Raw genomic sequence first — 18,812 nt, 5'->3', positions numbered from 1 at the left:
GCGTTGTCCTTCATCTTGCCTGATGCAGGGGCGGGTTTATCCAGGTCAGACATTCGTTATTGGTATAACTGTTGGTTAAGCCGTCGGCCAGAAACCGTGAGTGGTACTCAGCGGCGACAATCTGTGGCGTAATAATCGCGCTCAGCGTATTCAGTTTCCCTACCGGATAACGCGCCACATCATGAATCGGACGCTGCGCCACCACGGCAATACTCTGTCCACTAAGGCGCAGGCATTCACTTAGCAAAGCAGCTGCACTTTCGTTTTTCACGTTGAGCGTGCCATCCTCGCTGATATGGTCTACCATCACCAGACAACATGACGGTTGAAATTGTTGCAAAGATTGGATGGCGATTTCGCCCCCCAGCGCCTGGCCACTACGCCCCAGTACACCGCCCAACAACACAATTTCACCATCGATATAATCACGGGCCGGCGCAACATGGCTAAGATCGTTGATGATAAGGCACAGATCCCGATAATCGCCCAGGAAAGGAAGCGCTTTACGCAACACCTCTCCGGCCCCCAGAAACACGGTATCGTCGTCGCAGACCAGACGGGCAACCTGCTTAGCCAGTTCCAGCTCTACGCTATGCTCTAACGCCTGCGACTGCACCACTTCATGGCTTACCGCTGCTCTGACGGGTTGGGCCGTGTAAATCGCTCCGCCAAAGGAGCGTTTCAGATAGCCTTGTTGCTCCAGGTAATTGAGATCATTACGGATCGTTACCCCTGAAACCGATAACATTTCAGCCAAATCGTCTACTTTTATTTCGCCGTTTTTACGGACGATTTCGGCAATGTCCAGACGCCTTTTCAACAGGCTGGTAGATGGTTTTGCCACAACATACCCTTTTTTTCCGCTTCGTCGGGAAGTTATCCCGTGCTTTAACTTTCATTTTTAAACTTCTGACAGGGGATGTCAATTTTGCACCACGTCACCGAATGCTCAATGGAAAACATAACAATAAAATCAATTAATTATAGAATTTTCACGTCTCCTATTTACTTACAAAACAAAATTTAAATCCACATTTTTGATTTCATTTAAGAAAAATTATCCTGCTTTTGTGTCGATGATCACAATCATGTGTGGCAATGATCGTTACATTACTTTCAAAACGAAGGTTATTTTTATTTTAAACTTTAATTTCGAAAGTTATAAACGGAGACCACTATGTTCATTATTTCCAGTAAAAATATGCTCCAGAAGGCCCAGCATGCAGGCTATGCCGTGCCAGCCTTTAACATCCATAACCTGGAAACCTTGCAGGTGGTGGTAGAAACCGCCGCAGAAATGCGCTCACCGCTGATCGTTGCCGGAACACCAGGCACGTTTAGCTATGCCGGAATGGGTAACATTGTGGCGATCGCGGGCGATCTGGCTCGTGAATACAATCTGCCACTGGCCATTCATCTGGATCATCATGAATCGTTAGCCGATATCGAAAGCAAAGTTATGGCAGGGATCCGTTCAGTCATGATCGATGGTTCCCACTTTCCCTTTGAAGAGAATGTGGCGCTGGTGAAAAGCGTGGTCGATTTTTGCCATCGCTACGACACCAGCGTGGAGGCAGAACTGGGCCGCCTTGGTGGGATCGAAGATGATTTAGTGGTAGACAGCAAAGATGCCCTTTACACCAATCCACAGCAAGCACGTGAGTTTGTGGCGCGCACCGGCATTGATTCGCTGGCGGTTGCTATCGGCACGGCACACGGCATGTATGCCGCTGAACCTAAACTTGATTTTGAGCGACTGGCAGAAATACGCGCTCTGGTGGATATCCCTCTGGTATTGCATGGGGCATCTGGTTTGCCGGAAAGCGATATTCGCCAGGCCATCAGCCTTGGGGTATGCAAAGTCAATGTTGCCACCGAACTGAAAATCGCCTTCTCCGACGCCTTAAAAGAGTATTTCCTGCAAAACCCGAAAGCCAATGATCCCCGCCACTATATGCAACCAGCAAAACAGGCGATGAAAGAGGTGGTACGCAAAGTAATTCATGTTTGCGGCTGTGAAGGGCAACTGTGAGGAATCGCCTGTGATCTACACGCTAACACTTAATAGCGCGATTGATATGAATATATTTAGCGATCCTTTACAGCCAAATATTGTCAATCGCACTCACCACACCGAGTTTTGCCCAAATGGTAAAGGGGTAAATGTTGCGCTGGTTCTGGATCACTTTCAAATACCTGCGCATATATTAGGAATTTTTGGAGGTTTCACCGGGCATTATATTGTAGAAAGCCTGCGTACCCGAAAAATGCCAGTCACACCAGCATGGGTAGAAGAACCCACGCGGATTAATATTTTCATTCATGACGGGCAGCAGGAATATAAACTGATCAACCCTGGCTCATATATTCCAGATGAATGTAAACAACAAATCATCACGATTATTTCTCAACTGCCCGATGCAGAATATCTGGTGATAAGCGGCAGCCTGCCACAAGGTATTGAAAGCCGCTTTTACGCAGAAATTATGCATATTTGTCAGCAAAAAAATATCGGCGTAATTTTAGATATTAGTCATCCGTCATTACGTCAGTTACTGGAGTTCAAACCGTTATTAATTAAACCAAATGATGAAGAGGTTAAAGCAATATTCGGTTTAACTGTCTCTGACGACAATGATGCGAAAAATACTCTTACCACTTTACATGCACTTGGTGCACAAAATGTTCTGCTAACCCTTGGCGCTAAAGGAATGTATTTCTCCAATGGGATTGATTACTGGTTTTGTAGCGCGCCAACAGTTGATTTGGTGAGCTCCGCCTGTGCAGGCGATGCTGCACTGGCCGCCTTTCTCAGCCAGTGGTTATCTACAGGAGAAGTGGAATATGCCTTATCTCTTGCCAGTGCAACAGGAGCTGATGTCGCAAGTTCTGCCGGATTAGGCCAACTTGCGGCAATAGAAACCTTACTTTCGCAAATCCACGTCAGAAAGCTGTAGGTTAAATTACAATTTAAGGTCTGCTTATGAAAAAGATCATTGCAGTGACCGGCTGCCCTACCGGTATTGCGCATACATTTATGGCTGAAGAAGCCTTAAAAAATGCCGCGAAAAAATTATCTGTTGAAATAAAAGTTGAAACCAATGGTGCCAGTGGCGTTGAAAATGCTATTCAACCTGCTGATCTGGTAGATATTGCCGGAGTCATTATTGCGGCGGATAAAGATGTCTTACCTGATCGCTTTAATGGTTTACCGGTTATTGAAGTACCGGTAAAAGAAGCAATCCATCATCCTGCGGAGCTGATTAACAAAGTTATTAATGGTGAAGCCCCAATACGTAAAGGCGAATCAACCACCAGAACGGAAATTATCGAAAAAGAATCGCTTGGGCGACAAATTTATAAACACCTGATGAGTGGTGTTTCAAATATGCTGCCTTTTGTAGTTGCCGGAGGCATATTAATTGCGGTGTCGTTTTTATGGGGGATTTATTCCGCTGATCCTAATTCAGCTGAATACAATGCAACCGCCGCTATGCTAATGAAAATCGGTCAGCAAGCCTTTTCGATTATGGTTCCGGTCTTTACCGCTTATATTGCATTCTCTATTTCTGGCAGACCAGGGATGGTGGCTGGATTTGTCGGCGGCTTACTGGCAAATGCTACCGGCGCAGGATTTCTCGGTGGGATAATTGCCGGATTCGCCGCCGGTTACCTGATGTTATGGGTAAAGAATCGACTCGAAGGCTTACCGCGTCAGTATGAAGGCCTGAAATCGATTTTTATTATGCCGCTCATTGGCGTACTGGTTATTGGCGTGTTGATGTCGCTGCTTGGGCAACCTGTCGCAGCTATCAATAATAGCATGATGAACTGGCTGGCATCTCTACAGGAAGCGAATCCAATATTGCTGGGTATTGTGGTGGGTGCAATGTGCTCCTTTGACTTTGGCGGCCCGGTAAACAAAGCCGCTTATGTCACCGGCACGCTTTTACTGGGCCAGGGCAACTTCTACTTTATGGCTGGTGTGTCTGCCGCATGTATTACTCCACCACTGGTAATTGCTCTGGCGACCACCTTCTTTCCAAAAGGTTTTAGCGAGGAAGAACGTGCCGCAGGCATGGTTAACTATATCCTCGGTTGTACACACATCACTGAAGGCGCGATTCCTTTCGCAGCGAAAGATCCTTTGCGTGTCATCCCGATGATGATGATTGCTTCCAGCATTTCCGCGGTACTTAGCTACAGCTTGCGTATTCAGGTTCCGGCTCCTCACGGCGGCTTCTTAATTTTACCTTTGGTGAGTCAGCCGCTGGCCTGGGTGTTATGTATCCTTGCGGGCTCTGCATGTGGTGCGGTGATGCTTGGCCTATGGAGATTGTGGGCTGTGCGCAAAAATTCAGTCAACACAACTCCTGTAGTAAAGGCTGGAGGTCAGAATGCAGCTCTGTGAACACGATATTTTTGTCAGCGATGAGCGCCTCGATAAAGTCACCGCTCTGCACCGTGTGGTGGAAAAGTTATCTGCGGCTGGCAATACCACGCCTGACTATTTACGCGGCATGTTGGATCGCGAAGCACAGATTTCCACTTATCTGGGCAATGGAATCGCGATCCCACACGGTACGCCAGAGTCTCGCGATGCGGTATTACAAACCGGTGTAAAGGTAATCGTTTTTCGCTACGGCGTTGACTGGGGTGACGGCAACACCGCGTATCTGGTCACCGGAATTGCCGCGCGCTCCAATGAACATCTTGAGATTTTGCGCCAACTGACTCGCGTGCTCAGCGATGACGCTATTCCGCAAGCATTGGCTAAAGCCGAATCCCCCAGTCAGGTTTTAACGCTACTGACTGGATCGACGACCAATACGCCAGCAGCCGTGGAGTTGCAGGAGGGTGAGCAGGCAACGTTTGTCATCCATAATCCGCATGGTTTACATGCCAGACCCAGTGCGGTGCTGGTGAAGTTTATCAAACAGTTTCAAAGCCACATTACGGTAGAAAATCTGGATAACGCCTCCGGCCCGGTGGACGGGAAAAACCTGATGCGGGTGGTGTCGCTCGGCGCGAAAAAGGGGCATCGCTTGTTGTTCCGGGCGCAGGGCGAAGATGCACAGCAGGCACTACGTGAAATCGAGGAGCTTATCGCCTCTGGTGCAGGCGAGATGATCACCGTTCCCGTTACCCCACCACCAGAAGTCATGCAGCCAAAGCGCAGTTGGCTATCTCGATTGTTTAATTAGCCTTCGTTTGTTCCTCCGTGCCCGCTCCGGCGGGTACGGTTTTTCATGACAAAGTGAAATCACAGACATTACATACCCTTTCGTCATCTTACATTTTCTTTCGCAACTTTCATTTATCAGATCAAAATCACAAAACAACATTACGAAAGCCTATAAATTCTTTCGAAGAAGATAAACGAAAGAATTCGGAGATAAAAGTGAAAGGAATAATTGCTCGTCATAAAGCAGGAGAACATCTGGGCATCTGTTCAGTTTGTTCTGCTCATCCCCTGGTTATCGAATCAGCTCTGCTTTTCGATCTCAACACTGACAACAAAGTATTGATTGAAGCCACATCCAATCAGGTGAATCAGTTTGGCGGTTATACCGGCATGAAACCGGCTGACTTTCGTGATTTTGTCTATGGCATCGCCCAGGAAGTGGGATTTCCACGTGAGCGGTTGATTCTTGGTGGCGATCATTTAGGGCCTAACTGCTGGCAGAACGAACCGGCAGCGGCGGCAATGGAAAAGTCGGTTGAGTTAATAAAAGCGTATGTCGCCGCTGGTTTTAGCAAAATTCACCTGGACGCGTCGATGTCCTGCGCAGATGACCCGACACCGTTGGATCCGATGGTCGTTGCACGCCGTGCCGCCGTGCTTTGTAAAGCAGCAGAAGAGACCGCAAACGAAGAACAAAAATGCCATCTGACTTATGTCATCGGCACGGAAGTGCCCGTTCCTGGCGGTGAAGCCAGTACTATCGGCAGCGTTCATGTCACCCGCGAAGTCGATGCTGCCCGTACGCTGGAAACTCACCAAATCGCGTTTCGTGAATCAGGTCTGGAAGAAGCACTGTCACGCGTGATCGCCATTGTGGTGCAACCGGGCGTTGAATTTGATCATACCCAGATTATTCATTATCAGCCGCAGGCGGCACAGGCGCTCTCCGCATGGATAAAAGAAACGCCGATGGTCTATGAAGCGCATTCGACTGATTATCAGACGCGACAGGCCTACCGCGCCCTCGTTCGCGATCATTACGCCATTCTGAAGGTCGGCCCGGCGCTCACTTTCGCGCTGCGCGAAGCCATTTTCGCACTTGCGCAAATGGAAAATGAGCTGGTATCCCCGGAACAACGTAGCCGCGTGATGGAAGTTATCGATGAAGTGATGCTAAACGAGCCAGGCTACTGGAAAAAATACTACCGTCCAACCTGGAGCCAGGCGATGGTCGACATCCACTTTAGTTTGTCTGACCGTATTCGCTATTACTGGCCGCACCCGCGTATTCGTCAAAGCGTAGAGAAGTTAATCGCCAATCTGAACAACGTCACATTGCCGCTGGGATTAATTAGCCAGTTTATGCCCGTACAGTTTGAACGCCTGTCTGAGGGCGTGCTCACCCCCACGCCGCATAACCTGATTATTGACAAAATTCAGGATGTTCTGCGCGCTTATCGCTTCGGTTGCACGCCGGATGTCGCCTGAATAATGGAGAATTTATGAGCCAACTATTTGTCCGAACCGGAATCACATTCGACTCGAGCCAACAGGCGCTGGCGCACATTGGCAAAGAGATGCTGGCGAAAGACGTGGTACATGATAGTTATCCGCAGGCGCTGGTGGAACGTGAAGCGTCTTTTCCTACCGGCATTGCGCTGGAGCGTCACGCCGTCGCTATCCCTCATTGCGAGGCGGTTCATGCGAAATCACCCGCTATCTATCTGATTCGTCCAGATAAGCCGGTCATGTTTCAACAGGCGGATGATGACGAAGAGATTGCCGTTTCGTTAATCATCGCCTTAATCGTTGAAAACCCGGCGGCACAGCTAAAACTTCTGCGCCGCCTGTTTAGTGAGCTACAGAACCCGAGCACCCTCGATGCCCTGTTAAGCGCGCCGGATGCCGAACTGGCGATACGCTTTCAGGAAACCATCCTTGAGCCTGAGCAGTGCGTCCAGGTTTGATAATAAATTGATAATAATGAGGAATACCCTATGAAACGTAAAGTAATTGTGGCCTGTGGCGGTGCGGTTGCAACCTCAACGATGGCTGCGGAAGAAATTAAAGAGCTATGTGATGCCAACCATATTGAGCTCGACTTAGTGCAATGCCGGGTCACCGAAATCGAAACCTATATGGACGGCGCCGATCTTATCTGTACCACTGCCAGGGTCGATCGCGCCTTTGGCGATATTCCCGTCGTTCACGGTATGCCTTTTGTTTCCGGCGTGGGTATTGAAGCATTACAGCAAAAAATTCTGTCCATTCTCATGGGGTAACGTATGTTTAGCGAAATAATGCGTTATATCCTCGACTTAGGCCCAACGGTGATGCTGCCTCTGGTGATCATCGTGTTCTCTAAACTGCTGGGAATGAAGCTTGGGGATTGTTTTAAATCGGGTTTGCATATTGGTATCGGCTTCGTGGGTATTGGTCTGGTCATCGGCCTGATGCTGGATTCTATCGGCCCCGCGGCGAAAGCCATGGCGGAACATTTCCAAATCAATCTCCACGTTATTGACGTCGGCTGGCCAGGTTCATCGCCCATGACCTGGGCGTCACAAATCGCGCTGGTCGCGATCCCTGTCGCCATCGGGGTTAACGTCCTGATGCTGGTGACCCGCATGACCCGCGTGGTGAATGTCGATATCTGGAATATCTGGCACATGACCTTCACGGGCGCCATGCTGCATCTGGCGACCGGTTCATACTGGCTGGGGATTCTGGGCGTTGTGGTTCATGCCGCCTTTGTCTACAAACTGGGGGACTGGTTTGCCAAAGATACCCGCGACTATTTTGGCCTTGAGGGGATTGCTATCCCACACGGTTCATCCGCGTACCTGGGCCCCGTGGCGGTGCTCGTTGATACCATTATCGAAAAAATTCCGGGCCTCAATCGTATTCACTTTAGCGCAGACGATGTCCAGAAACGCTTCGGACCGTTTGGCGAGCCGGTGACTGTCGGCTTCGTGATGGGGCTGGTGATTGGTGTACTGGCAGGCTACGACGCCAAAGCCGTTCTGCAACTGGCGGTCAAAACCGCAGCGGTGATGCTGCTTATGCCACGCGTCATTAAACCTATTATGGATGGCCTAACCCCTATCGCGAAACATGCGCGTAAACGTCTACAGGCCAAATTTGGCGGGCAGGAGTTCCTGATAGGCCTTGATCCAGCGCTACTGCTCGGTCATACCTCTGTTGTCTCCGCGAGCCTGATATTCATTCCGCTGACCATCCTGATTGCCGTCTTAGTACCGGGGAACCAGGTGCTGCCGTTCGGCGACCTCGCCACCATCGGTTTCTTTATTGCGATGGCGGTCGCGGTACACCAGGGCAACCTGTTCCGCACGCTGATTTCAGGTGTCATTATCATGGGTATCACCCTGTGGATAGCCACGCAGACGATTGGCCTGCATACCCAACTGGCTGCCAATGCCGGAGCGCTAAAAGCCGGCGGACAAGTCGCCTCGCTGGATCAGGGCGGTTCCCCCATCACCTGGCTGCTGATTCAACTTTTTACCTGGCAGAATATCGTCGGCTTCGCCGTCATTGCCATTATCTATCTGGCCGGCGTACTGCTGACCTGGCGTCGCGCCCGACAGTTTGTTGCGGCTGAGAAAGCCACGGCGCTACAGCAAAATCAAATCGCCTCTTAATTTTAGGGGAGCAATCGCTCCCCTCACCTTCCTGGAGAATGTTATGAAATCAGTGGTTATTCACGCTGAGGGAGACGTGCGCGTTGAAGAACGCCCCTTACCACAACTGCAAGCCGAGGACGATGTGTTGGTCAAAGTCGTTAGCTCAGGGCTTTGCGGATCGGATATCCCGCGTATTTTCGCGCAGGGCGCCCATTATTATCCTATTACGTTAGGTCATGAATTCAGCGGCTACGTTGAATCCTACGGCACAGGCGTAACGGATATGCAGCCTGGCGATGCCGTCGCTTGTGTCCCGCTTCTTCCCTGCTTTCACTGTCCGCAATGCGAACGCGGTTACTTTTCTTTATGCAAACAGTATCAGTTTGTAGGATCGCGCAGCGAAGGCGGTAATGCGGAATATGTGGTGGTCAAACGGGCCAATCTTTTCCGCTTGCCGTCTGATATGCCGATTGAAGATGGCGCGTTTATCGAACCGATTACCGTGGGCTTACACGCCTTTCATCTGGCGCAGGGCTGCGAGGGGAAAAACGTAATTATCGTTGGTGCCGGGACAATTGGCCTGCTGGCCTTACAGTGCGCGCGGGAACTGGGCGCGCGAAGCGTAACGGCGATTGATATCAATCCGCAGAAACTGGAACTGGCGAAAGCGCTCGGCGCAACGCATACCTGTAATAGCCGGGAAATGACCGCCGACGACATCCAGACCGCGTTGTCCGACATTCAGTTTGATCAACTGGTTCTCGAAACGGCAGGAACTCCCCAGACCGTCTCGCTGGCTATCGATATCGCCGGGCCGCGCGCGCAACTGGCGCTGGTGGGGACGTTACATCACGATCTCACCCTGACAACGCGTACATTCGGGCTAATTTTGCGTAAAGAGCTCACGCTCCTCGGCAGTTGGATGAACTACTCCGCGCCATGGCCAGGAGAAGAATGGGAAACCGCAGCGCGCCTGTTGGCTGAAAAACGTCTTCAACTGACCCCTCTCATTGCCCATCGCGGCGATGCGGAAAGCTTTGCAGAAGCAGTCAAAGCGCTTAATGGCGCGCCCATGCAGGGCAAAATCCTACTTCAACTTTCCTGATGGTACGAGCCAGCAACCTGCGCTGGCTCACATTTCCTTTCGAAATTTAGCGTTCACCTTTCGCAATCCTTCGTTTAAACTAGTTACAGTTAATTATCAGGCAAATCAATATGAACTCATTTGAGCGAAGAAATAAAATTGTCGACCTGATTAATACGCAAGGCAGCGTGCTGGTGATGGACCTTTCAAATACCTTTGGTATTTCTGAAGTGACTATCCGTGCTGACCTGCGTCTGCTGGAAGAGAAAGGCCTTGTCACCCGTTTTCATGGCGGCGCGGCAAAACCGGGAAGTCATCTGGCGGAAGGCGACAATCAGGAAGTCATTCTGGAAGATCGGTATCAACTCGCCAGCGATCCGAAAAAGCGGATTGCCCAGGCGGCTGCGGCAATGGTTGAAGAAGGAATGACCATCATTCTGGATAGCGGGAGCACAACATTACTGATTGCGGAAGCGCTCGCGCGAAAAAGCAATATTACGGTGATCACTAACAGCTTGCCTGCCGCTTTTACGCTATCAGAAAATAAAGATCTCACGCTGGTGGTCTGCGGCGGTACGGTACGGCATAAAACCCACTCAATGCACGGCACGATTGCGGAACGATCGCTACACGGCATCAGCGCCGATGTCATGTTTGTCGGGGCGGATGGCATTGATGCGACAAACGGTATTACCACGTTTAACGAAGGTTATTCCATTAGCGGCGTCATGGCGGCGGCGGCACACAAAGTTATCGCGGTACTGGACGCGACCAAATTTAACCGTCGCGGCTTTAACCAGGTATTGCCGATGGACAAGATCGATTGTGTGATAACCGATGACACCATCAGCAAACAGGATAAAGCGGCATTAGCGAAAACAGGCGTGGAATTAATGATCGTCTAAAAAGGAGTCGGTTATGCGTTGCTGATCGCGAGAGTAAGCCCGAAGGAAAGGCCCGGCCCGCTATCACCGCCCAATGCCCCCATCAATTTACCCACATCAATCACCTGATTGAGTATTAACACGATGGCGATAAAAGGCGGTTCCCGGGCGCTCGCTTTTATTCTTCCTGCTGCTCCAGCGCGTACTTATACAGCGCATTTTTCTTCACGCCGTGAATTTCTGCTGCCAGCGCCGCCGCTTTTTTCAGCGGCAGTTCTGCCTGTAGCAGCGCCAGCGTGCGCAACGCGTCGGCGGGCAGGTCGTCTTCTTGCGCTTTATGGCCTTCGACAATCAGCACCATTTCGCCTTTGCGACGGTTTTCATCTTCTTTGACCCACGCCAGCAGCTCGCCGACCGGCGCGCCGTGAATGGTTTCCCAGGTTTTGGTCAGCTCACGCGCCAGCACCACATAACGGGATTCTCCCAATACCGCGACGATATCTTCCAGGCTATCTAACAGGCGGTGGGTTGACTCATAAAAAATCAGCGTTCGCGGTTCCGTTTCAATGGCTTTTAGCGCATCACGGCGGCCTTTGGATTTCGCCGGTAAAAAGCCTTCATAGCAGAAACGGTCAGATGGCAGGCCAGCGGCGCTCAGGGCGGCAATCGCCGCACATGGCCCTGGTAGCGGCACCACGCGAATCCCCGCTTCACGGCAGGTACGCACCAGGTGATAGCCGGGGTCATTAATTAGTGGCGTACCGGCGTCGGAAACCAGCGCAATGTTCTGCCCTTCTTTTAGCTTCGCGACCAGCGTTTCCGCTTTTTGTTGTTCGTTATGGTCGTGCAGCGCGAACAATCGGGCATTAATCCCAAAATGTTGCAGCAATAAACCGGTATGACGAGTGTCTTCAGCGGCAATTAAATCAACGGCTTGTAAAACTTCCAGCGCGCGTTGAGTAATATCAGCCAAATTCCCGATAGGAGTAGGTACAATAAAGAGTTGGCCCTGAGAATTATCCGCCGATTCGTTTTGTTTCATTGTGTCGTCCGTATTGCCGATTTAATATTGAGCATTGCGTAAAAAAATATCACTGGATACAGTATGGTACCCTCAACATTTTCTCGTTTGAACGCCGCGCGCGCGCTGCCTGTCGTCCTGGCTGCGCTACTTTTCGCCGGGTGCGGCACCCAGGCGCCAGATCAAAGCGCAGCCTATATGCAGGGTTCAGCGCAAGCTGACTCCGCCTTTTACCTGCATCAGATGCAGCAAAGCGCAGATGATAGCAAGACCAACTGGCAATTACTCGCCATTCATGCACTGCTGAAAGAAGGAAAAAGCCAGCAGGCCGTCGACCTGTTCAACCAACTCCCGCAAAATCTGAATGATGCCCAGCGTCGCGAACAGTCTTTATTAGCGGTAGAAATCAAACTGGCGCAAAAAGATGTCGCAGGCGCGCAGGCCTTGCTGGATAAACTAAAACCCGCCGACTTTGCGCCACATCAGCAAGCGCGTTACTGGCAGGCGCAGATCGTTGCCAGCCAGGGACGCCCGTCGCTTACCCTATTGCGGGCGTTAATCGCCCAGGAACCGCTACTGGCGGCGAAAGAGAAACAAAAAAATATCGACGCCACCTGGCAGGCGCTCTCCGCCATGACGCCGGATCAGGCCAGGACGCTGGTTATCAACGCCGATGAAAATGTGCTTCAGGGCTGGCTGGATCTGCAACGCGTCTGGTTTGACAACCGCAACGATCCGGACATGCTGAAAGCCGGGATCGCCGACTGGCGAAAACGCTACCCGCAAAATCCGGGGGCGAAAATGCTGCCGACGCAGCTCGTCAATGTACAACGTTTTAAACCAGCTTCCACCAGCAAAATCGCTCTGCTGCTGCCGCTGAACGGTCAGGCTGCCGTGTTTGGCCGTACCATCCAGCAAGGTTTCGAAGCCGCGAAAAACCTCGGCACCCAGGCGGTGGAAATGCAGCCTGCCGCCGCGCCTGACGCGCCGGTCGAACCTGGCGTGGAGGAGACGCAACCACAAATGACCAACGGCGTCGCCAGTCCGTCGCAGGCCTCGGTGAGCGATCTGACTGATGACGCTCCATCCCAGTCCGCTACGCCAGTCAGCGCGCCACAAACTCCCCCTGCTACAGCAAGCGCGCCGGCGGATCCCTCCGCTGAATTAAAAATCTACGATACCTCTTCCCAGCCGTTGGATCAGGTGCTCGCTCAGGTTCAGCAAGACGGCGCCAGTATCGTGGTCGGGCCGCTGTTGAAAAACAATGTGGAAGCGCTGATGAAAAGCAACACGCCGCTCAACGTGCTGGCGCTCAACCAGCCGGAAACTGTACGTAGCTTCCCTAATATCTGCTATTTCGCGCTCTCTCCTGAAGATGAAGCCCGTGACGCGGCGCATCATATTTATGACCAGGGCAAGCAGTCGCCGCTGCTGTTGATCCCACGCAGCGCGCTTGGCGATCGCGTGGCGAACGCCTTCACCCAGGAGTGGCAAAAACTGGGCGGCGGCATCGTGTTACAGCAAAAATTCGGCTCCGTAGCCGAGCTGAAAATGGGCGTGAACGGCGGCGCGGGTATCGCATTGACGGGCAGTCCGGTCGCCGCCAGCGTGCCTGCGCAGCCTGGCGTCACCATTGGCGGTCTGACCATCCCTGCGCCGCCGACCGACGCGCAAATCACCGGCGGCGGACGCGTAGACGCGGTCTATATTCTGGCTACGCCGGAAGAGATTGGCTTTATCAAACCGATGATCGCCATGCGTAACGGCACCCAGAGCGGCGCGACGCTGTATGCCAGCTCCCGTAGCGCGCAAGGCACCTCCGGCCCCGACTTCCGTCTGGAGATGGAAGGTTTACAATACAGTGAAATTCCTATGCTGGCAGGCGGCAATATGCCGTTGATGCAGCAGGCGCTGAGCGCTGTACATAACGACTATTCTCTGGCGCGGATGTACGCCATGGGCGTGGATGCCTGGACGCTGGCGAACCACTTTTCGCAGATGCGTCAGGTGCAGGGGTTTGAGATCAATGGTAATACCGGCGCATTAACTGCCAGCCCGGATTGTGTGATTAACAGGAAGTTATCATGGCTCAAATACCAGCAAGGGGAGATTGTTCCCGCCAGCTAACGCGTAAACAGGCTGGCGACGCGTGGGAAGCTGCCGCGCGTCGCTGGCTGGAAAGCAAAGGACTGCGGTTTATCGCCGCCAACGTGCGCGAGCGCGGCGGCGAAATCGATCTGATCATGCGTGACGGAAAAACGACGGTTTTTGTTGAGGTCCGCTATCGGCGCTCCGGGCTTTATGGCGGCGCGGCGGCCAGTGTGACCCGCAGCAAGCAACACAAATTATTACATACTGCCCGCTTGTGGCTCGCCCGCCAGAATGGGAGTTTTGATACTGTGGATTGTCGGTTCGATGTGTTAGCCTTCACCGGAAATGAGATTGAGTGGTTTCGGGATGCGTTTAACGACCACTCATAATTGAAGATTTTAAGGATTAGCGTGCTCGAAAGAATCAAAGTTTGCTTTACAGAAAGCATTCAAACTCAAATTGCTGCGGCGGAAGCGCTTCCGGATGCCATTTCCCGCGCCGCCATGACGCTGGTTCATTCCCTGCTTAACGGCAACAAAATCCTCTGTTGTGGAAACGGGACGTCCGCGGCCAACGCACAGCATTTTGCTGCCAGCATGATTAACCGCTTTGAAACGGAGCGACCCAGTTTACCCGCCATTGCACTAAATACCGATAATGTGGTCTTAACTGCGATCGCTAACGATCGCCTGCACGATGAAGTTTATGCAAAACAAGTCCGGGCGCTGGGACATGCAGGCGATGTTTTATTGGCGATCTCTACGCGTGGTAATAGTCGCGATATCGTAAAAGCCGTTGAAGCAGCCGTCACACGTGACATGACCATTGTGGCGCTAACCGGGTATGACGGGGGTGAGCTGGCCGGACTATTAGGGCCGCAGGATGTTGAAATTCGTATCCCTTCACACCACAGCGCGCGCATTCAGGAAATGCATATGCTGACGGTAAACTGCCTGTGCGATTTGATCGATAACACGCTTTTTCCTCACCAGGATGATTAAGGAGTACACATGAAGGCATTTTCGCCGCTCGCAGTCCTTATTTCTGCGTTGCTATTGCAAGGTTGCGTCGCCGCCGCGGTAGTGGGTACGGCAGCCGTCGGCACCAAAGCCGCAACCGACCCGCGTAGCGTGGGCACCCAGGTGGATGACGGAACGCTGGAACTGCGTGTCAGCAGCGCGCTGTCGAAAGATGAGCAAATCAAAAAAGAGACGCGCATCAATGTCACGGCTTATCAGGGCAAAGTTTTGTTAGTGGGTCAGTCGCCAAACAGCGAACTCTCCGCACGCGCGAAACAGATAGCGATGGGCGTTGAAGGCACCACCGAGGTCTATAACGAGATTCGCCAGGGTCAGCCTATCGGCCTGGGGACCGCCTCTAACGATACCTGGATCACCACGAAAGTTCGCTCACAGCTACTGACCAGCGATCAGGTAAAATCGTCAAATGTGAAAGTCACCACCGAAAATGGCGAAGTGTTCCTGCTGGGCCTGGTGACTGAACGTGAAGGTAAAGCGGCAGCAGACATCGCCAGCAGGGTGAGCGGCGTGAAACGCGTAACCACCGCCTTTACGTATATTAAGTAACCGGTGTGCCGGGTGGCGATAAAAATGTGTAAACCGCGTCGCCATCCGGTAAATCATCCGGCTTCGCTACTCCGCTTTTTCCCGCAGTTGCGATGAGGTCAGAATCGTCACGCCTTCTTGTGCTGGCGCCAGCGCTTCCGCCAGCATGGCCCGCGCCACATCCCGCGCATCAATCGATTTCCAGTTTCCTGGCAACAGCCGAAATAGCGGAGCGAAAAGCGTTTCATTCACCCGCCGCGTTGTTCTGTCGCCGAGCAGCATAGAAGGCCGGGCAATCGTCAAACGAGGCCAATTTTGCGCGATTAACGCCTCCTCCATTTCTCCTTTCACCCGATTGTAGAAAAACGGAGAGTGCGCGTTTGCTCCCATTGCGCTGACCACCAACATGTGCTGCGCGCCCAGCCGACGCCCGGTCAGCGCGGTATCAACCACCAGCGTATAATCCGCATGAATAAACGCCGCTTTACTTCCCGCTTCACGCCGGGTCGTGCCCAGGCAGCAAAAAACAATATCTACCGGGTCGGTCACCTGAGCTAACGCGTCGGTAAGCTGCGGATCGTGAGGGTTATAAACGCCGACAATATCCGTCAGCGGACGACGCGTCGGCGCGGCGATAGCGCTCACCTGCGGCGTGTTGATTAACATTCTCAGCAGATGTCCGCCGACCAGTCCGGTCGCGCCGGTAATCAGTACCTGACTCATCCTCGCTCCTTTACAGATTTGTCCACCTTGCACTCTCGGCCCTATCGACCAGGCTTAATAGTCTACGAGGTAAGTATCCATCATTGTGGAAAATTTGCCTTACCCGACGCCACCACTGCGGAGGAAACGCATGAGTAAGAAAATTGCCGTTTTGATTACCGATGAATTTGAAGATTCAGAATTTACCTCGCCGGCAGCAGAATTCCGTCAGGCCGGCCATGAGGTCATCACCATCGAAAAAGAGGCGGGTAAAACGGTGAAAGGAAAAAAAGGCGAGGCCAGCGTCACCATTGATAAGGCTATTGATGACGTTCGTCCCGACGAGTTCGACGCCTTGCTATTGCCGGGAGGTCATTCGCCGGACTACCTGCGCGGCGACAGCCGTTTCGTGGATTTTACCCGCGATTTCGTTAACAGCGGTAAACCGGTTTTTGCCATTTGCCACGGCCCGCAGTTGTTGATCAGCGCCGATGTCATTCGTGGCCGCAAACTCACGGCGGTGAAACCGATTATTATCGATGTGAAGAATGCGGGCGCGGAATTTTACGATCAGGAAGTCGTCGTCGATAAAGATCAGCTGGTGACCAGCCGCACGCCTGACGACCTGCCGGCATTTAACCGCGAGGCACTACGCCTGCTGGGCGCGTGAGTCGCGTAACCAGTGCAGTTTTTTACCAAACCCCAGCGTGTTGTCGGTGAATTTAATCTCATCCAGCCGGATTTCCCATACCGGCGCTGGCAGCACCCTGGCGACCGGGAAGCGACGAAGGTAAGCTTTACGCGCGGCGTCGCTCTCCTGCCCCTCCAGACGGCGAATTACCCCTTTAAACTGCACGCCGCGAATGCGCGTCACCGTTTTCGGCTGACCATTGACCGTTCCCGCAACTGGCGCGCACGCGCCGGACATTTGCGCATGGCGGGTTTTATCATCCGTTAACAGATACAGCGCGACGTTTTGCGCATCGAACAAATAAAACGCATTGGCGCACCACAGCTCTCCCTCATGGTGTACGCACCAGGTCACCACGTGTTGTTTCGCCAGCCAACGGCCAATAGCGGTAAGTGTGTCCATCTTTATTCTCGCTTATACTGGGAACCTGAAAATTATCATGCTGATGGCGACAATGACACCCTGGTATCTGTATCTGATTCGTACTGCAGACAATGCGCTTTACACCGGAATAACCACCGATGTGGCGCGTCGTTACAGGCAGCATCAAACGGGAAAAGGCGCAAAAGCATTACGGGGAAAAGGCGAGTTAACGCTGGCGTTTGCGGCGCAGGTCGGCGATCGCTCGCTGGCCCTGCGCATAGAGTATCGCATCAAACAGCTCACAAAGCGCCAGAAGGAGCGCCTTGTGACGGAACGCGAAGCGTTTGAGGCGCTGCTGTCCAGCCTGCAAACGCCGGTGCTTAAAAACGATTGAAGTGGTCGTGATACTCCACCAGCCCCGTCACGCCTTCCAGCGCATCCTCAGCCAAACGGTGTACCTGGAAAGCGCTTTCCGTACCGGGCCAACGGCAGTGAAGATCGTAATGCGCGGCCAGTTCAAAACCGAAGCGGCTATATAACGCCGGGTCGCCCAACGTCACGACCGCCGCGTAGCCGAACTCGTTGAGCGAATCCAGCCCTTCATACACTAACTGGCGCGCCAGCCCTTGCCCGCGATACTTTTCATCGACCGCCAGCGGCGCCATGCCGACCCACTGTAAATCTTCGCCCTGCACATCAACCGGACTAAAGGCGACATAGCCCACCACCTGGCCTTCATCATCCGTGGCCACCAGTCCGAGCGTCAGAAAACCATCTTCACGCAAATCGTGAACCAGCTTCGCTTCCGCATCGCTTTCGAATGAACGGCGTAACAGCGCATCAATACCAGGCGCATCAATGGGAATTTCTACTCGAATTAGCATGGTTCACCTACCGAGGTCTGTTTGGTTTCCGGCGAGTTTTTCATACCCGCCTCAACAAAATCCGCCAGTTGCAGCAGCATAACGCGTAACGCTTTCGGCATCTGCTCCAGTTCGATGGCGTCCATCAGATTCTTCACATACAACCCTAACTCAGTATCGCCTTCAATGACCAGTCGACGCTGGAAAAAGAGCGTATCCGGGTCCTGTTTACGGGCAGCTATCATTAGCAGATCGCTGGCGTCGGCGCTAAAACTGACGTCAGCATCCGCCTGCTGGCTAACGATCAGCTTTTCATTTTCAACCGTGGTATACCATTTTAAGTCGATGTCACGAACATGAATGCTTAACCAACGACCTTCGAGGAATTCCAGCTCTCCATCGGCCAGCGCCTGACGAAACTGCCAGCTCAGAACCTGTTCCAGAACCTGGCGCTTTAGCGCAAAGGGCGTCAGTTTAACCGGTACACTCATCAGAGACGGGCCAGCATGGACTAAGCGTGAACGCAGTTTATCTAACACGAGCTTTACTCCCTGTTTCAATAGTCCTGTTATTTTGCCATATCCAATAAATCACATGGCGGCGTAAATCAACAATTGGGTCTGATTTTCTACCCCATTATTGGTGTTACCAATACGCCTTTAACTGCCTTAAATCAAAAATTGTCGCAGCAAGGTTAACTAAAATCCCTGTTCGTTAACAAT

Annotated in this window: 22 protein-coding genes; 16 read left to right on the top strand and 6 right to left on the bottom strand. The window is 52.3% G+C overall.

Features of this window, described 5'->3' with window-relative positions; genetic code table 11:
• Nucleotides 1-10: 10 nt before the first annotated feature.
• A complete protein-coding gene (locus J4614_RS19005; protein ID WP_058111632.1) occupies nt 11-844 on the bottom strand; it encodes a DeoR/GlpR family DNA-binding transcription regulator in 834 nt (277 codons plus the stop codon).
• A 333-nt stretch (nt 845-1,177) separates the two neighbouring features.
• Between J4614_RS19005 and J4614_RS19000 the strand changes: the two genes are divergently transcribed.
• From J4614_RS19000 to J4614_RS18955, 10 genes are all read left to right on the top strand, one after another.
• Complete coding sequence (locus tag J4614_RS19000) at nt 1,178-2,032, top strand: tagatose bisphosphate family class II aldolase (RefSeq protein ID WP_000469985.1); 855 nt, start codon at nt 1,178-1,180, stop codon at nt 2,030-2,032.
• A gap of 10 nt (nt 2,033-2,042) precedes the next feature.
• The gene (pfkB, locus tag J4614_RS18995) at nt 2,043-2,957 is read left to right on the top strand and encodes a 1-phosphofructokinase (protein ID WP_000640685.1); all 915 of its coding nucleotides are present in this window, start codon (nt 2,043-2,045) and stop codon (nt 2,955-2,957) included.
• Nucleotides 2,958-2,983: 26 nt separating this feature from the next.
• Nucleotides 2,984-4,411: a PTS fructose transporter subunit IIBC gene (locus J4614_RS18990; RefSeq protein ID WP_000719914.1), complete on the top strand. Its 1,428-nt coding sequence runs from the start codon at nt 2,984-2,986 to the stop codon at nt 4,409-4,411.
• Nucleotides 4,398-5,204, top strand: a complete 807-nt coding sequence (locus J4614_RS18985) for an HPr family phosphocarrier protein (RefSeq protein WP_001175244.1) — start codon at nt 4,398-4,400, stop codon at nt 5,202-5,204. Before J4614_RS18990 ends, J4614_RS18985 begins: the two co-directional genes overlap by 14 nt.
• A 197-nt stretch (nt 5,205-5,401) precedes the next feature.
• Nucleotides 5,402-6,673 (top strand): tagatose-bisphosphate aldolase subunit GatZ, encoded by a 1,272-nt coding sequence (gene gatZ / locus J4614_RS18980; RefSeq protein WP_000676006.1) that lies wholly within the window; start codon nt 5,402-5,404, stop codon nt 6,671-6,673.
• Nucleotides 6,674-6,687: 14 nt separating this feature from the next.
• Complete coding sequence (gatA, locus tag J4614_RS18975) at nt 6,688-7,152, top strand: PTS galactitol transporter subunit IIA (protein ID WP_079964876.1); 465 nt, start codon at nt 6,688-6,690, stop codon at nt 7,150-7,152.
• Between the two features lie 30 nt (nt 7,153-7,182).
• Nucleotides 7,183-7,467, top strand: a complete 285-nt coding sequence (gene gatB, locus J4614_RS18970; RefSeq protein WP_000824293.1) for a PTS galactitol transporter subunit IIB — start codon at nt 7,183-7,185, stop codon at nt 7,465-7,467.
• A 3-nt stretch (nt 7,468-7,470) separates the two neighbouring features.
• Nucleotides 7,471-8,844, top strand: coding sequence for a PTS galactitol transporter subunit IIC (locus J4614_RS18965; RefSeq protein WP_000490600.1), 1,374 nt, complete (start codon nt 7,471-7,473; stop codon nt 8,842-8,844).
• 43 nt (nt 8,845-8,887) lie between these two features.
• The gene (gene gatD / locus J4614_RS18960) at nt 8,888-9,931 is read left to right on the top strand and encodes a galactitol-1-phosphate 5-dehydrogenase (RefSeq protein WP_000844174.1); all 1,044 of its coding nucleotides are present in this window, start codon (nt 8,888-8,890) and stop codon (nt 9,929-9,931) included.
• Between the two features lie 110 nt (nt 9,932-10,041).
• Nucleotides 10,042-10,815, top strand: a complete 774-nt coding sequence (locus J4614_RS18955) for a DeoR/GlpR family DNA-binding transcription regulator (RefSeq protein ID WP_001083899.1) — start codon at nt 10,042-10,044, stop codon at nt 10,813-10,815.
• A 157-nt stretch (nt 10,816-10,972) separates the two neighbouring features.
• Here J4614_RS18955 and rsmI read toward each other — a convergent pair whose 3' ends face one another.
• Nucleotides 10,973-11,836, bottom strand: a complete 864-nt coding sequence (gene rsmI / locus J4614_RS18950; protein WP_000812288.1) for a 16S rRNA (cytidine(1402)-2'-O)-methyltransferase — start codon at nt 11,834-11,836, stop codon at nt 10,973-10,975.
• A 63-nt stretch (nt 11,837-11,899) separates the two neighbouring features.
• Here rsmI and J4614_RS18945 point away from each other — a divergent pair, with 63 nt between their 5' ends.
• The 4 genes from J4614_RS18945 to dolP are packed head-to-tail and all read left to right on the top strand — an operon-like array spanning nt 11,900 to nt 15,492.
• On the top strand, nt 11,900-13,942 hold the full coding sequence (locus tag J4614_RS18945; RefSeq protein ID WP_000249222.1) for a penicillin-binding protein activator: 2,043 nt from the start codon (nt 11,900-11,902) through the stop codon (nt 13,940-13,942).
• Entirely contained in the window at nt 13,900-14,295 is a 396-nt protein-coding gene (locus J4614_RS18940; RefSeq protein WP_000057285.1) for a YraN family protein, read from the top strand. Before J4614_RS18945 ends, J4614_RS18940 begins: the two co-directional genes overlap by 43 nt.
• A 21-nt stretch (nt 14,296-14,316) precedes the next feature.
• Entirely contained in the window at nt 14,317-14,907 is a 591-nt protein-coding gene (diaA, locus tag J4614_RS18935; RefSeq protein ID WP_000893481.1) for a DnaA initiator-associating protein DiaA, read from the top strand.
• 9 nt (nt 14,908-14,916) lie between these two features.
• Nucleotides 14,917-15,492: a division/outer membrane stress-associated lipid-binding lipoprotein gene (dolP, locus tag J4614_RS18930; RefSeq protein ID WP_000643280.1), complete on the top strand. Its 576-nt coding sequence runs from the start codon at nt 14,917-14,919 to the stop codon at nt 15,490-15,492.
• A 66-nt stretch (nt 15,493-15,558) separates the two neighbouring features.
• Here the strand turns inward: dolP and J4614_RS18925 are convergent, their stop codons facing one another.
• The gene (locus J4614_RS18925; protein WP_001530791.1) at nt 15,559-16,194 is read right to left on the bottom strand and encodes an NAD(P)H-binding protein; all 636 of its coding nucleotides are present in this window, start codon (nt 16,192-16,194) and stop codon (nt 15,559-15,561) included.
• 130 nt (nt 16,195-16,324) lie between these two features.
• On the opposite strand from J4614_RS18925, the gene yhbO reads away from it, so the two are divergent.
• Nucleotides 16,325-16,843 (top strand): protein/nucleic acid deglycase, encoded by a 519-nt coding sequence (gene yhbO, locus J4614_RS18920; RefSeq protein ID WP_000037599.1) that lies wholly within the window; start codon nt 16,325-16,327, stop codon nt 16,841-16,843.
• On the opposite strand, the gene J4614_RS18915 is transcribed toward yhbO, so the two are convergent.
• Nucleotides 16,823-17,266 carry a YhbP family protein gene (locus J4614_RS18915; RefSeq protein WP_000380407.1) on the bottom strand — a complete coding sequence of 148 codons (444 nt, stop codon included), beginning with the start codon at nt 17,264-17,266 and terminating at the stop codon, nt 16,823-16,825. The genes yhbO and J4614_RS18915 overlap by 21 nt on opposite strands.
• Before the next feature lie 37 nt (nt 17,267-17,303).
• Between J4614_RS18915 and J4614_RS18910 the strand changes: the two genes are divergently transcribed.
• Complete coding sequence (locus J4614_RS18910) at nt 17,304-17,621, top strand: GIY-YIG nuclease family protein (protein WP_000928379.1); 318 nt, start codon at nt 17,304-17,306, stop codon at nt 17,619-17,621.
• On the opposite strand, the gene J4614_RS18905 is transcribed toward J4614_RS18910, so the two are convergent.
• Both J4614_RS18905 and J4614_RS18900 read right to left on the bottom strand, forming a co-directional pair.
• Nucleotides 17,608-18,111 (bottom strand): N-acetyltransferase, encoded by a 504-nt coding sequence (locus J4614_RS18905; protein ID WP_000908562.1) that lies wholly within the window; start codon nt 18,109-18,111, stop codon nt 17,608-17,610. The two genes, J4614_RS18910 and J4614_RS18905, sit on opposite strands and share 14 nt — an antisense overlap.
• Nucleotides 18,105-18,629 (bottom strand): SCP2 domain-containing protein, encoded by a 525-nt coding sequence (locus tag J4614_RS18900; protein ID WP_000884721.1) that lies wholly within the window; start codon nt 18,627-18,629, stop codon nt 18,105-18,107. Before J4614_RS18900 ends, J4614_RS18905 begins: the two co-directional genes overlap by 7 nt.
• Nucleotides 18,630-18,812: the final 183 nt, after the last annotated feature.

Origin of the sequence: Salmonella sp. 32031103-2018-00083-FB-01-SM-01 (assembly GCF_017571995.1) — a bacterium.
Lineage (GTDB): Bacteria > Pseudomonadota > Gammaproteobacteria > Enterobacterales > Enterobacteriaceae > Salmonella > Salmonella enterica.
Note: the sequence above shows the minus strand (reverse complement) of the source record. Positions and strands in the feature narration are given on the sequence as shown.